This is a genomic window from Bradyrhizobium erythrophlei (assembly GCF_900129505.1).
Taxonomy (GTDB): Bacteria; Pseudomonadota; Alphaproteobacteria; order Rhizobiales; family Xanthobacteraceae; genus Bradyrhizobium; species Bradyrhizobium erythrophlei_D.
The window spans coordinates 7,869,033-7,883,196 of sequence record NZ_LT670818.1 but is presented as its reverse complement, the minus strand read 5'-3'; the positions used below and the strand labels follow the sequence as shown (position 1 = coordinate 7,883,196).

12 protein-coding genes and 1 pseudogene are annotated in these 14,164 nt (G+C 63.0%); 10 read left to right on the top strand and 3 right to left on the bottom strand.

Annotated elements, in window-relative coordinates:
* Positions 1–83 precede the first annotated feature (83 nt).
* Positions 84–1,657 (bottom strand): annotated as a pseudogene (locus tag B5525_RS37070) (winged helix-turn-helix domain-containing tetratricopeptide repeat protein).
* A 162-nt stretch (positions 1,658–1,819) separates the two neighbouring features.
* Between B5525_RS37070 and B5525_RS37065 the strand changes: the two are divergent.
* Entirely contained in the window at positions 1,820–2,059 is a 240-nt protein-coding gene (locus tag B5525_RS37065) for a DUF1127 domain-containing protein (protein WP_079570940.1), read from the top strand.
* A gap of 337 nt (positions 2,060–2,396) precedes the next feature.
* On the opposite strand, the gene B5525_RS44995 is transcribed toward B5525_RS37065, so the two are convergent.
* Entirely contained in the window at positions 2,397–2,780 is a 384-nt protein-coding gene (locus tag B5525_RS44995; protein WP_154073683.1) for a hypothetical protein, read from the bottom strand.
* A gap of 690 nt (positions 2,781–3,470) precedes the next feature.
* Between B5525_RS44995 and B5525_RS37060 the strand changes: the two genes are divergently transcribed.
* From B5525_RS37060 to B5525_RS37025, 8 genes are all read left to right on the top strand, one after another.
* On the top strand, positions 3,471–4,619 hold the full coding sequence (locus tag B5525_RS37060; RefSeq protein WP_079574301.1) for a thiolase domain-containing protein: 1,149 nt from the start codon (positions 3,471–3,473) through the stop codon (positions 4,617–4,619).
* Positions 4,619–5,008: a Zn-ribbon domain-containing OB-fold protein gene (locus tag B5525_RS37055; protein ID WP_079570938.1), complete on the top strand. Its 390-nt coding sequence runs from the start codon at positions 4,619–4,621 to the stop codon at positions 5,006–5,008. The genes B5525_RS37060 and B5525_RS37055 overlap by 1 nt, the downstream gene beginning before the upstream one ends.
* A gap of 172 nt (positions 5,009–5,180) precedes the next feature.
* Positions 5,181–6,041, top strand: coding sequence for a MaoC/PaaZ C-terminal domain-containing protein (locus B5525_RS37050; protein WP_079570937.1), 861 nt, complete (start codon positions 5,181–5,183; stop codon positions 6,039–6,041).
* Positions 6,042–6,160: 119 nt separating this feature from the next.
* Positions 6,161–7,039 (top strand): SDR family oxidoreductase, encoded by an 879-nt coding sequence (locus tag B5525_RS37045; RefSeq protein WP_079570935.1) that lies wholly within the window; start codon positions 6,161–6,163, stop codon positions 7,037–7,039.
* Positions 7,040–7,167: 128 nt separating this feature from the next.
* Positions 7,168–8,124 (top strand): dihydrodipicolinate synthase family protein, encoded by a 957-nt coding sequence (locus B5525_RS37040; RefSeq protein ID WP_079570932.1) that lies wholly within the window; start codon positions 7,168–7,170, stop codon positions 8,122–8,124.
* 4 nt (positions 8,125–8,128) lie between these two features.
* The gene (locus tag B5525_RS37035; RefSeq protein ID WP_079570930.1) at positions 8,129–8,950 is read left to right on the top strand and encodes an NUDIX hydrolase; all 822 of its coding nucleotides are present in this window, start codon (positions 8,129–8,131) and stop codon (positions 8,948–8,950) included.
* Between the two features lie 207 nt (positions 8,951–9,157).
* A complete protein-coding gene (locus tag B5525_RS37030) occupies positions 9,158–10,126 on the top strand; it encodes a DMT family transporter (protein ID WP_079570929.1) in 969 nt (322 codons plus the stop codon).
* A gap of 164 nt (positions 10,127–10,290) precedes the next feature.
* A complete protein-coding gene (locus B5525_RS37025; RefSeq protein ID WP_079570927.1) occupies positions 10,291–12,972 on the top strand; it encodes a PAS domain S-box protein in 2,682 nt (893 codons plus the stop codon).
* A 4-nt stretch (positions 12,973–12,976) separates the two neighbouring features.
* On the opposite strand, the gene B5525_RS37020 is transcribed toward B5525_RS37025, so the two are convergent.
* Complete coding sequence (locus tag B5525_RS37020) at positions 12,977–13,324, bottom strand: GrlR family regulatory protein (RefSeq protein WP_079574300.1); 348 nt, start codon at positions 13,322–13,324, stop codon at positions 12,977–12,979.
* 202 nt (positions 13,325–13,526) lie between these two features.
* Here B5525_RS37020 and B5525_RS37015 point away from each other — a divergent pair, with 202 nt between their 5' ends.
* Positions 13,527–13,991 (top strand): hypothetical protein, encoded by a 465-nt coding sequence (locus B5525_RS37015; protein ID WP_079570926.1) that lies wholly within the window; start codon positions 13,527–13,529, stop codon positions 13,989–13,991.
* The last annotated feature ends 173 nt before the right edge of the window (positions 13,992–14,164 follow it).

Here is a 14,164-nt window from a genome sequence, read left to right as displayed (position 1 = left end):
GCCCCAAACCGGACCTTGGGTGTCGCACACAGAGACCCACTTACCTCGTTCGAGTTGCTGCTAGGGTGGCCGCGAACTCACAATCATTCCGGAAGCCCTGCTTCGCGAAGACCCTTGGCAAAAAGGGCTAGATCCTCCGCTCGACGAAATGGTGCTAGATCTTCTAGATTGGAGGCGCGCAAAACGGGACTGCATCCGAGTGCCCGTGCCATAGCTTTCTGTGCTGGCTCAAGCCGCCCGGCGAGCGCACTGCTGGCTGCGAACATACAGATTGCCAACAGGAAATCCGGATTGTCGCGCAATGCTTTTTCGGCCCATGACGACGCCATATCATAGCGGCCCGACAGAAAATGAGCATACGCCACGGCTCCGTGTATGGCGTACATAGAAGGATCGATCGGGCTCAGGCGCATGGCACGCGCAGCGTAATCAAGTGCGAGGTCGGGCTCGCCTCTAAAAGCTCTAACCCAGGCACCAAGATTCCAAGCCTGCGCCAAGTTCGGATTGATCGCAAGTCCGCGATCCACGAAAGCAATAGCATCATCGAACTCATAGGCTATAAAGGCGAGTACATATGCACCCATACACATCGCTGCCGGGTCATCTGCTCCCAGATGCACTGCTTTCCAGCCTAGCCGCGTAGCTTCGGCACTTTCCTGCACACGATCGATCATCCAGCGACGCGCTTTGCGTTGGATGTAGCACCACCCGGCCATGCCATAGGCGCACGCCAGACCGGGGTCGAGTTGGATCGCCTTGCAAAAGAGCTGGAGCGCTTCGCTGTTCGCATCCTTGGTCCACCGACGAGCGCTCGCCAACCCACGCAGGTAATAGTCGTATGCGTCTAGATTCTCGGTTGGCTTACGCCTGGCTCGCTTGATTTCTTCGCGCTGCAGCATGGGGGCGCGATTGCACCCACGACGGTAGAGGTCACTTGGTCCTGTAGATCGAAGATATCTTCGAGCGCCCCATCAAAGCGGTCTGCCCAGAGATGTGCCCCGGTTTCGCCATCGATAAGCTGACCGGCGATACGAATGCGATTTCCAGCCTTGCGCACGCTACCTTCGAGCACGTAGCGCACCCCGAGTTCGCGGCCGACCTGCTTTATGTCCACGGGTCGGCCTTTGTAAGTAAAACTCGAATTGCGTGCGATCACAAACAGCCAAGGAAAGCGCGATAGTGCCATCGTGATGTCTTCCACGATGCCATCGGCGAAATACTCTTGCTCAGGGTCGGCACTAAGGTTCTGGAAGGGGAGGACGGCAATCGAGGGCTTGTCGGGGAGCGCGAGGGTTGGCTTGCGCGGTTCTATCGGACCCTCGGCTGCTGCCGCGGTTGCCGGCGCGCGCTCTTCCCGGACCGCACCGACGAATCGGAAGCCTTTACGTGGCAGTGTCTTGATGAGGCGCTGCTCCTCGCCGGAATCGCCGATTGCACTCCGGGCGACATTGAGGCGTGTGGTCAGCGCTGCATCGGACACGCTGCGCCCGTTCCAAATGGCGTTGATGAGGTTGTCTTTGCTGACGACGCGCTCCCTGTTGCGGATCAGGTAGTCGAGTAAGTCGAATACCTGTGGCGCGACGGAGACGACGTCCGCTCCGCGATGCAGCTCGCGCCGGTCAGTGTCGATTGCGTAGTTCTCGAAGATGTAGCGCAAGTTGCCATTCCCTCAGGTGGCCATGGATCGTCGAGCCTCTAGCATCGGTTGCAACGCAAAGAATAAGCCGCCGGTGAGGAAAATGTAAGCCAGATGTCAAGCGCGCTCCCTCATGCCTTGGCACTCTCGTCTGGGTGGAAACAACACTCAGGAGATGCCGCCATGAGTACGACCTACGGTGCAACAGGGTTGGGACAGACGGCCGCATCGACGCGCGTCTCCAGTTTTTTCAAGAGATATTGGGTTGCGTTTTTAGAACGTTGCAAGCGCCGGAGGTTACGAGCCACATTGTGCGACCTAAGTGACAGGGAGCTCATGGATATCGGTACTACGCGCGGCGAGATCGACTATGTCGCCTCGAACCGAGGTATCGACCGCGAAGGTATCCGATCCGCCGAATAAACGTCTGATATCTGGCACCGGGTGGATGGCCGGAATTGGGCACGACAAGACGCACCATGCCTCGGAACCGACTTCAGCATTGGGTCACTTGCGGCCCGATGACGGACCTCGTCTGAATGCAAAGGAGAGTGCCATGCCAGCCCGTTATTCGCATCGCTTTCCGAGAGACCTCGACTTCGCGATGCGCGTCTTTCAAGTCGATAGTTCCTGGTATGAAAACTATTGGCTAAAGGGGCGCAAGCCGCGACCGGCCGGCATGGTCGCTCGAAATCTTCCGACGATAGTGTCCTGCCTTCGCCTGGCTGGTGATAGTGTGGCCTCGGTCTGGCGAGCGGCGTTAGCGATTGTCCTCCGACCAAAATTCATCCGCTCCCCAGAGCGGGATGGCAACATCACCGCACGCGCGGAAGGTCCATTCGGGGTGCTGAATAGCACCACCTGAATCACGCTCGCGTCCGCTAAGGATCAATCGCGTCATTTTGGCCGCCGGCAGACCACTTCCGATCTTCCCCCAGGAACTGACATCGTCAGGGCGACCCGGCACATCCGAAAAGCCCCGAAAGCGGAAATAGCTTAAAAAAAGCGCGAGAGCTTTAGCAACGGGGCCGCGCTCCCTCTGGGCAACAGCTAAAAACTGATTTGCCCGGACGGGGCTGCCATCAGTCTTCCAGCGCGAGCGTGCGGCGTTGCGCCAAAAATCTAATTTGTCGAGGCGGATCAACGTGATTTGCCCTGTCCAGTCCTCTGGGCAAAAATATTTCTGTTTTTCCGAAGTGGCAAATCAGGCTATGATTTGCCATCCCGTTCCGAAAGAGGGGCGTTGGCCATCGTCACGAACGTTGGGGCGGGGAGCGGTGGACGCGGCAGTGCCCGCGCGCAAGAGTGATCGCAGGGTGGGTCGTACCGATCCGTGAGCGATTTCCCAGGCGCGCAGACGAACGGCACGGCGGCGTACGGCAAAATCGTGTGGTCCTGACGCCTCAGCGGTTGGCGTCAAGTCTCGCGGAGGTTTTGCGAGCCCGACCGGGCGGACAAAACCATATTCGCGAGGCGATGGTGTCAAACAAGCCCGATCACCAGGGAGAGCGCGCTATAAGCCGTAAAACCATTGCGCAGGGAATGCCGGATTGCCTCCGCTGAACCTGTATGCTCGTGTGCGTTTCTTTGTGCACTGTTGCACACGAGACCGCGGGTGCAGCGTGCACCCGGTATTCCCTGCGCCCTCTGATCAAGAGGGTAAGGAAACTTTTGGCAAAGCTCGGGCGCAAATGCGCTGCGGGGCCGTGGACGCATGCCGCCATTCCGTGTCGCGGGATTGCCCTTGGCGATTTCGACAGCCGGGACGCTTGCCAAGGCAGCCCCGAAAGGCGAGAAAACCGCTAGCGAACAAAAAACGCCAGCGGAGAACGAGTTGAGCATCAAGGGCAAGGCCTACCTCGCCGGGATCTACGAGCATCCCACCCGGCATGCACCCGATAAATCCACCTCGCAGCTCCATGCCGAAGTCGCCAAGGGCGCGCTGGAAGATGCAGGGCTGACCAAAGCCGATATCGACGGCTATTTCTGCGCCGGCGACGCCCCGGGCGGGGTGATGGCGATGGTCGATTATCTCGGCCTGAAAGTGCGCCATTTCGATTCCACCGATACCGGCGGCTGTTCCTATCTGGTCCATCTCGGCCATGCCGCCGAGGCGATCGCCGCCGGCAAATGCTCGATCGCGCTGATCACGCTGGCCGGCAAGCCGCGCACCGGCGCCATGCCGCCGCGCGCCACCGGCGCCGAGCTCGATTTCGAGGCCGCGTACGGCGCCACCACCCACAATGTTTACGGCATGTGCGCCATGCGCCACATGCATGAGTTCGGCACCACCAGCGAGCAACTGGCCTGGATCAAGGTCGCGGCCTCGCATCACGCGCAATACAATCCGCACGCGATGCTGAAGGAAGTCGTTACTGTGGAGGACGTACTCAACTCGCCGATGATTTCCGATCCGCTGCACCGGATGGATTGCTGCGTCGTCACGGACGGCGGCGGCGCGCTGATCGTTACCTCAGAGGCGATCGCGAAGAGCCTGAAGAAGCCTTTGGTACGGATGATCGGCCACGGCGAGGCGCTGAAGGGACCGCGCGGCGGCCAGGATCTCAATCTGACCTATTCCGCCGGAATCTGGTCGGGGCCGCGCGCGTTCGAAGAGGCCGGCGTGACCCCTAAGGATATCAAATACGCCTCGATCTACGACAGTTTTACCATCACGGTGTTGATGCAGCTCGAGGACCTCGGCTTCTGCGGGAAAGGCGAGGGCGGCAAGTTCGTCGCCGACGGCAACCTGATTTCCGGCGTCGGCAAGCTGCCGTTCAACACCGACGGCGGCGGTCTCTGCAGCAATCATCCCGTCAACCGCGGCGGCATGACGAAGATCATCGAGGCGGTGCGGCAGTTGCGCGGCGAGGCGCATCCCAAGGTGCAGGTGCCGAATTGCGATCTCGCCATCGCGCACGGCACTGGCGGCCTGCTCGGCGTCCGCCACGCCGCATCGACCTGCATTCTGGAGCGCGTGTGATGGACAATCCCGTGAAATATCCGACCCCGCAGGGCAATCCCGAGACAAAGCATTTCTGGGAGCAAGCGGTCGAAGGCAAGCTTCTGATAAAGCGCTGCACCGCCTGCGGCGAAGCGCATTACTTTCCGCGTTCGATCTGCCCGTTCTGCTTCTCCGACAAGACGGTGTGGGAGGAAAGCTCGGGCGAGGGCGAGATCTACACGTTCAGCCTGATGCGCAAATCCGCCTCGGGGCCGTACGCGATCGGTTACGTCACGCTGAAGGAAGGCCCGTCGCTTTTGACCAATTTCGTCGACTGCGACATGAAAGCCCTGAAGATCGGCCAGAAGGTCAAGGTGGTGTTCAAGACCACCGACGGCCCGCCGTTGCCGTTCTTTACGCCGGTGTGAGGATGAAGTTGCGCGCGAAACGCGCCGAGCAAAGGTCGTCATCCGCGCGAAGGCGGGGATCCAGTAGACGCCGGTGATTACTGGACCCCCGCTGGAGCCTGTCATCCGGCCGGCCAACGGCCGGACCGGGTGGCGGGGGTGACGATAAGAACATTCGGGAGAAGCTGACGACATGCCGATCAAATACGAAGAGCTGATGGCGCTCAAAAACCTCGGCCAGAAATATGCCTATGGCGATCGCGAAGTCATGCTGTACGCCTATGGCATCGGCATGGGCGCCGATCCCATGGACGGGAAGGAGCTGGCGTTCGTCAATGAGGCGGTCGCGACACCGCGACCGCTGAAAGTGGTGCCGACCTTTGCGTCGGTTGCGGCGTGGGGCGCGGGGCCCGGCGAAATGAATCTCAACCGCGTGATGGTGGTCGATGGCGAGCGCGACATCACCTTCCACAAGCCCTTGGCGATCGCGGCGCGCATCACCGCCGATTCGACCGTGCTTGACGTGTTCGACAAGGGCAAGGACAAGGGCGCGGTGATCCGGCACCAGACGGTGCTCCGGGACGAGCAGGGCGAGAAACTGGCGACGCTGGTGGCTTCCCGGTTCGCCCGCGGCGACGGCGGTTTTGGCGGGCCTTCGGAAGGCCAGCCCGAACCGCACAAGGTGCCGACGCGCAGTCCCGACAGGACCGTCGACATCACCACGCGCCCGGACCAGGCGCTGGTTTACCGGCTTTGCGGCGACCGCAATCCGCTGCACAGCGATCCCGAATTTGCCGAACGCGCCGGCTTTGCAAAGCCGATCCTGCACGGCATGTGCACCTACGGCATCACCTGCCGCGGCATCCTGCAGACCTATGCCGACTACGATCCGTCGGCCTTCAGGCAGCACGCCGCGCGGTTCTCCTCGCCGGTCTATCCCGGCGAGACCGTGACCATGGATCTGTGGAAGGACGGCGATGTGATTTCGTTCGAGGCCAAAGTGAAGGCGCGCAGCGTCGCCGTCATCAAGAGCGGCAAGACGGTGCTGGGTTAATCGTCATTCCGGGATGGTCCGAAGGACCCGACCCGGAATCTCGAGCTAACTATCTCCGGATTCCGGGTTCAGCCCTGCGGGCTGCTCCGGAATGACGGTACCAAAGGGAGCAAACCACCATGGGATTACTCGACGGCAAGGTAGCGCTGATCACCGGCGCGGGCGGCGGGCTTGGTGAGGCCTATGCCAGATTGTTCGCGCGCGAGGGGGCGGCGGTCGTGGTCAACGACCTCGGCGGCCCCCGCGACGGCTCCGGCGCCGATGTCTCGATGGCGCAGAAGGTGGTCGATGCGATTCTGGCGGAGGGCGGCCGTGCCGTCGCCAATGGCGCCGACATCTCGACGCTGGCGGGCGGCCGGTCGGTATTCGACGATGCGATAAAGCATTTTGGGCGCGCCGATATTCTCGTCAACAATGCCGGCATCCTGCTCGACCAGACCTTTGCCAAGGCCACCGATGCCGCCTGGGACAAGGTCCTGAAGGTGCATCTGAAGGGAACCTTCTGCGTCACCCAGCCGGTGTTCCGCTGGATGCGCGAGAACGGCGGCGGCGTCATCGTCAACACCTCCTCGACCTCGGGCCTGATCGGCAATTTTGGCCAGAGCAATTACGGCGCCGCCAAGGGCGGTATCTGGGGCCTGTCCAACGTGCTGGCGATCGAGGGCCGCAAATACAACATCCGGATCTGGACGCTGGCCCCGGGCGCGCTGACCCGCATGACCGCAGACCTGCCGCGCTATATCGAGAACCCCAGCGCGGCGTTGGGACCGGACGGCATCGCGCCGGCCGTGCTATACATGGTCAGTGATCTCTCGGGCGACCAGACCGGCAAGACGCTCGGCGTCTCCGGCCCGCGCGGCGTACGCGAGATGCGGATGATGGAAAAGCCCGGCTGGAAACCGCCACATGCGGGATGGAAGGCAGAGGATATCCTCGAACATGCCAAGGAGATCTTTTTCACCGAGGAAGAGATCAAGATGGGCGCGCGAAGGTTTTAGCAATTCGTCATTCCGGGATGGTCCGAAGGACCAGACCCGGAATCTCGAGATTCTCCGGTGTGCAATTGTACATCGGAGTTCGATGCTGCGCATCGCCCCGGAATGACGAAAGAGAACAGAGGCAACACATGACAAAACTCACCCCCAAGGCCGCCGGCACCTTTGCCATCGCGCCGACACCGTTCCACGATGACGGCCGCATCGACGAGAAATCGATCGACCGCCTGACGGATTTTTACGCCGAAGTCGGCTGCGACGGGGTAACCGTGCTGGGCATTCTGGGCGAGGCGCCCAAGCTCGATGCCGCCGAGGCCGAGCAGGTGGCGATCCGCTTCGTCAAGCGCGCCAAAAACATGCAGATCATCGTCGGCGTCTCTGCGCCTGGATTTGCCACCATGCGCTCGCTGGCAAGAGCGTCGATGGATGCCGGCGCGGCAGGGGTGATGATCGCACCGCCGCCGCATCTGCGCACCGACGACCAGATCATCGGATACTTCAAGCAGGCGCAGGAAGCGATCGGTGACGACATTCCCTGGGTGCTGCAGGATTATCCGCTGACCCTGACGGTGGTGTTCACGCCGGCGGTGATCCGCAAGATCGTGATGGACTCTCCGTCCTGCGTGATGCTCAAGCACGAGGACTGGCCGGGGCTGGAAAAGATCAGCGCGTTGCGCGCGTTTCAGAAAGACGGCTCGCTGCGGCCCTTGTCGATCCTGACCGGCAATGGCGGGCTGTTTCTCGACTTCGAGATGGAGCGCGGCGCCGACGGCGCCATGACCGGCTACGCCTTTCCGGAACTGCTGATCGACGTCGTCAGGCTGTCGAAGGAGGCCCGCCGCGACGCCGCGCACGATCTGTTCGACGCGCATCTGCCGCTGATCCGCTACGAGCAGCAGCCCGGCGCGGGACTGGCGGTGCGCAAATACGTGCTGCAGAAGCGTGGCGTGATCGCCTCGAGCGCGCAGCGCAAGCCGGGGGCAACCATCACCGCGACCGCGAAGGCCGAAGTGGACTATCTGCTGTCGCGAGTGGCGCGCGTCGATCGCCGCGCCAATCTGCAGCCGCAATCCAGCGCGGCGGGTTGATCTCATGACCGATATCGCAAAACCGCCGCGTCCCGCGTCCACCATCCTGTTGCTGCGCGACAGTGCCGCCCGTGTCGACGGCAAGAGCCGCGACGAAATCGAGGTCTTCATGATGGTGCGTCATTATGAGATCGATTTTAACTCCGGCGCGCTGGTGTTTCCCGGCGGCAGCGTCGACAAGGGCGATCAGGAAATCATCGCTGATCCTGCGCTTTATTCGGGCGGCGAGGGCCTCGATGCCGCCGATCTGAGTTTCCGGATCGCCGCCATCCGCGAAACGTTTGAGGAGAGCGGCATCCTGCTTGCCCGTCCGCGTGGTTCAAACGCGCTGGTCGATGCGAGGCGGGCCGCCGAGATCGAAGTGGCGCATCGCACGGAATTGTGTGACGGCAAGATCACGTTTCTGAAAGTGCTCACCGACAACGGCCTGCTGCTGGCGCTCGACGAACTCGTGCCCTATGCGCACTGGATCACGCCGGAGGGCATGCCGAAGCGGTTCGACACCTGGTTCTTCCTTGCCTCGGCCCCGCCGGAGCAGGCCGGCGCGCATGACGGCAAGGAATCCACCGACTCGATCTGGGTGTCGCCGCGCGAGGCGCTGGAAGGCGGCGAGAGCGGGCGGTTCAAGCTGCCGTTTCCGACCACGCGCAACCTGATCAGGCTCGGCAAACAGGCAAGCGTGCAGGCCGCGCTCGACGACAGCCGGGGCAAGAAGGTCGTGACCGTGATGCCGGTGATGACAAAACTCAACGGCGGCCGTCAGCTTCGCATCCCGCTCGAAGCCGGCTACGACGGCGAGGTGTTCGAGGTCGGCGCGGTGGGGTGATCCGCCTGTCTTGTTATTCCAAAGATTGTCGGGGCCGCTATTTCCGTCATTGCGAGCGCAGCGAAGCAATCCATTTCTCCACGAGCGCGGAGGCTGGATTGCTTCGTCGCTTCGCTCCTCGCAATGACGATCTCACAGTTCGACGAGCGACGAAATATCTGAGATATCGACCCTTTATGTTCCGCCTCGAACCCGAGAGCCGGAACCATGAACACGGAAGCAAGCCACCCACAGACTCAGACCATCGCGATCGAACTCGCGCTGCTCGTGCTGCTCGCCACACTCTGGGGCGGATCGTACACCTTCATCAAGCTCGGCGTGGCGACCATTCCGCCGATTACGCTGATCGCGGCGCGGACACTGATCGCGGGATTGTTGCTGCTGGTCGTGATGCACGGCCGCGGCCTGCGCCTGCCGAAGGACGCCGCGACCTGGCGGCGCTTTCTGTACCAGGCCTGCCTCAACAGCGTGATCCCGTGGACGCTGATTGCCTGGGCCGAACGTTCGCTCGACGCGGGGCTTGCGACCATTCTCAATTCCACCTCGCCGATCTTTGCATTCTTCCTGACGCTGGCTGTCACGCGCCACGAGGCGATCAGCGCCCGAAAGCTGTTCGGCGTCGCCGCCGGGATGGCCGGCATCTGCCTGATCGTCGGCGTGCAGGCGCTGGCCGGCCTCGGCGAGCAGCTTGCGGCCGAGATCGCCACCGTGGTTGCAACCGTCTGCTATGCGGGCGGCGCCATCTTCAGCCGCGGTTTCAAGGGCCTCGATCCGATGGCGCCGGCGGCAGGATCGCTGCTGTGCGGCGCCGCGATCCTCGTTCCTATCAGCCTTGTGGTGGACCAGCCATGGACGCTCGCGCCGTCGATGAACTCGCTATCGGCGCTGCTCGCGCTCGCGGTGTTCTCCACGGCGCTCGCCTTTGTGATCTATTTCCGGCTGGTGCAGACGCTCGGCTCGGTCGGCACCACCGCGCAGGCTTATCTGCGGGTGCCGATCGGCGTTGCGCTCGGCGTCGCCTTTCTCGGCGAAAAGCTGACGCCGACAGCATGGATCGGCCTCGGCTGCGTGGTGATCGGCGTCGCCGCGATGACGCTGCCGGCAAGGAAGGTGGCCCCGCTCGGCGGCAGCGGCCACGTCATGTTTCAGCCTGGCGACGCCCCGCCGCGGCCGTAAAATGCCGGGAATCCGGGCTCCAAAAGGCAAGATAATGACGGCAAAAGGCCGTGCCGGCACAACCGGGCCGGTATCGCCGGCCATATGACGGTCGCCAGCATGTTCCCCCTGACATGCATAACGTCGTATATATTGAGGCTGATTGGAGCCCGGTCTCAATAACCATGCCACCTGCATTCGCGGCATTGCTAGCAAGGATACGATCGTTTTCACTCTCGATCGGTCAGCTGACCTTTGGCAGCTTCCTGTTGCTGCTGGCGGTGATCACGGCCACCAGCATGGCGAGCGTCATCGCGATCCGGCACATCGATGCGACTTTCGCCGAACTGCAGCGGTTGCAGGACGTGGGCGACCTCGCCGAGGAGATCGACCGGCGCATGAACGAACTGCGGCTGGCGGCGCGCGATTTCGTCACCGACCAGGGCGCCCGGCCGGACCGGGTCGGCGAGGTTGCTTCCGACCTGACCGCGCTCCTGAAAAAGACCCGGCTCGAGCTCGCGCCCGAGCAGCAGGACATGATCGACGGCGTCAGCGCGCGGCTGCAGAACTACCGCGGCGGGATCGAGCGCGTGACCGCCCTGATCGCGCGCCGCGCGGAACTGATCGAGGCATTGCCGCCGGTGCGCGAGAAGTTTGAGGCGGCGATATCAGCGGTGCCTGACCGGACCACCGCCAGGGCCCTGTTCCGCGCCCAGAACCAGGTTGCCGCCGCACTTCTGGCGCACGATCCCGACGCGGCGGAGCGCTCCGCGCAGAGCATGCGGGCGCTGCCGATCGACGATCCCTCGCTGCGTGCGGCGGCCGACGCCTACGCCGGCGCGATCACCACGATTTCGGGGACGGAGGCCGAGATCGCCAAGCTCGACAAGGAAGTCCTCGGCACCGAAGGCCGGCTGATCGGGCGCGTCACCGAATTGCTGCGCGAACTCAGCGCGCGGCGGGGAAAGGTGCTCTCGCGCGACTTCGCGCGGACGCTGGCGGAGGCCAAGTGGCAGAGCATCGTGCTCGGTACGGCCGGCGTCTTGATCGGGATATTCGCGGCGCTGTTCGTGGTCCGCCGCACCGTGCGTCCGCTGGCGTCGATCGCGACCTCGATACGGGCGCTGGCCGGTGGCGAGAAGGCCGCCTCGATCCCATTGACCCATGTCAACAACGAAATAGGCGAGATCGCGCGCGCCGCTGAAGTGTTCCGCCGCACCTTGGTCGACGCCGATGCCGCGCGCGAAGCGGCGGTTCATGCGCTGGCCGAGCAGCGGCTCGCCGAGGAAAGCTACCGCAAGCTGTTCGAAGGCTCGGTCGACGGGATCTACGTGACGACGCCGGCCGGCGCGCTGCTCAATGCCAATCCGGCGCTGGCGCGGATGATGGGATACGATACGCCGGAGGAGTTGATCCGCGGCATCGGCGACATCAGCCAGACCATCTACGTGCATCCGGAGGCGCGTGCGGAATACCAGTTGTTGATGCAGCGCGACGGCATGGTGCGGGAGTTCGAATATCAGGTGCGTCAGCGCGCCGGCACGGTGCTCTGGCTCTCCGACAGCGCCACCGCCGTGCGCGACGAAAAAGGCGACATCATCCGCTATGAAGGCACCGTGCGCGACATCACCGATCAGAGGCGCGCCGAGGATGCGATCGCCGAAGGCCGCCGCCTGCTGCAGCAGGTGATCGACACCGTGCCCGCCGTGATCAACGTCAAGGACAAGCAGCTCCGCTATATCCTGATGAACCGCTATATGGCCGGTATCTTCGGCGTCGAGCCGGGCGAAGCCATCGGCCGCACCACCAGCGACTTGATGTCGCGCTATGGCGCGCGAAAGACCGACGAGAACGACAAGCGGGTGCTGGCGGCGGGCACGGGGCTCGGATTCTACGAAGAGGAATATCTGGATTCCGCCGGCAATATGCGGCACTGGCTGGTCAACAAGCTTCCGCTGCTCGACCCCGACGGCGACATCGAGAGCATTGTCACGGTCGCGCTCGACATCGGCGAGCGCAAGCGCGGCGAAGCCGAGATGCGCAAGGCCAAGGATGCCGCGGAAGCGGCGCTGCGCAATCTGCGGGAGACCCAGCAATCGCTGATCGAGGCGGAAAAGCTCGCCGCCCTCGGCCGGCTGGTGGCGGGCGTCGCCCACGAGGTCAACAATCCCGTCGGCATCAGCCTGACGGTGGCCTCGTCGCTGGAGCGCAAGACCGCTTTGTTCACCGCCGATGTGGCGCGCGGCGATCTCAGGAAATCCAGTCTCAACGAGTTTCTCGAAGCCAGCCGCGATGCGTCCTCGCAACTGGTGGCCAATCTCAACCGCGCCGCCGAACTGATCACCTCGTTCAAGCAGGTCGCCGCCGACCGCAATTATTCCGATCAGCGCGTGTTCGATCTCGGCGACCTCACCGAGCAGGTGGTGCTGAGCCTGCGGCCGGGATTGCGGAAGCACAATTTGTCACTCAACGTCGACTGTCAGCCCAACCTCACCATGAACTCCTATCCCGGTCCCTACGGCCAGGTGCTCACCAATCTGTTCCTCAACGCAGTGGCGCACGCTTTCCCGGAGGGCAAGGCCGGTGTGGTCGATATCCAGGTACGGGAATGCGGCAAGGACAATGTCGAGATCATCTTCTCGGACAATGGTTGCGGCATGTCGCTCGACGTTCGCCGCCGCGCCTTCGATCCGTTCTTCACCACCCGCCGCGATCAGGGCGGCACCGGGCTCGGCCTGCACATCGTCTACTCGATCGTGACCAACCGGCTGGGCGGCCGGCTCGACCTCGACTCCGAGCCGGGCGGCGGCACGCGGATCCAGATCATCCTGCCGCGGGTGGCGCCGCTGGAGCAGGCCGCGGAATAGCGAGTCAATCCGTGTCGGCCAGTTTGCGCAAGGTCGCCGAAAAGATCTGGCTGGCCTTGCCAACCAGCGCCGTTCCGCTCATGACGCCACCCTTGTCGGTGATGGTACCGGAGACGCCGACACCGACCGGGCTCGGCCCGCCGAACAGCGGATTGGCGTCGGGGCTGGAGGTGTGGCGCTGCACCAGCACCTCGCCCTTGAAGCTGTCGCCGTTGGTCGTGTAGCTGCCGGTGTAAAACAGATAGGCGTCGCCGCCGAGGATCTTGCCATCCCGGAACATGACCACGCCGCTGCCCTTGCCCGTTCGCCCGTCCTGCAGGCTCACATGGATCGAATACAGACCGTTTTTCATGATCAAGCCGGTTGCGACGCCGTCACCGCGGGGTCGGCGTTTTGTTATGCCAAAGCAGGATGCAGCGTCAACGCGGCAGCTTGACCTTGGATCAATGTCTTATGTGACGCTGGGATGACAGTGGACTCCGCGTCCGCAAAGTTGGCACGCGAAATGCTTGGATCAGATTGCACTGGCCGGTGGGTGCTGGAGCAAAAGACAGGTGAGCAACTGGATCGATTCCGGCGGCGCTGCGCCGCCTCCGTGGACTGACGAAGACTGGGAAAACCGAGACCCGGAAAACCGGCAAGGCCCCGCGCGCCGCTGGAGAGCGGCGCTGATTATCGCCTTTGCGGTGCTGCTGCCGGGGCTCGCATCGCAACTCGGCCACGCCCGCGACCGCGGCCAATTTGCCAACGTCAACCCCGACTTGCGGGCGTGGTTCAACGCCCTGAAAAGCGGCAAGGGGCCGTGCTGCTCCGATGCCGACGGAAGCGCGATCAGCGACGCTGATTGGGAAAGCGGCAACGGCCACTACCGCGTCCGCATCGATGGCGAGTGGGTCAATGTACCTGACGAAGCCGTCATCACCGAGCCGAACCGCGTCGGCCGAACCATGGTCTGGCCGATCCGGGACGGCGTGGGCGGGCTCTATATCCGCTGCTTCATGCCGGGCAGCATGACCTGATCCTGCGGCGCGACGCCCGGTGCTGCCGTGGCATCGCGATCCCGACCCCGCGCATTGCCTGACGCCATTCGGGATGACATACTCATCTTTCGGATGCGATTTTTTCAGTAATCAACTTTAAGAAAAGCGCCGCGGCGCCGTAATTCAGCAGGCATCGGCCGTCAAGCGCTCAG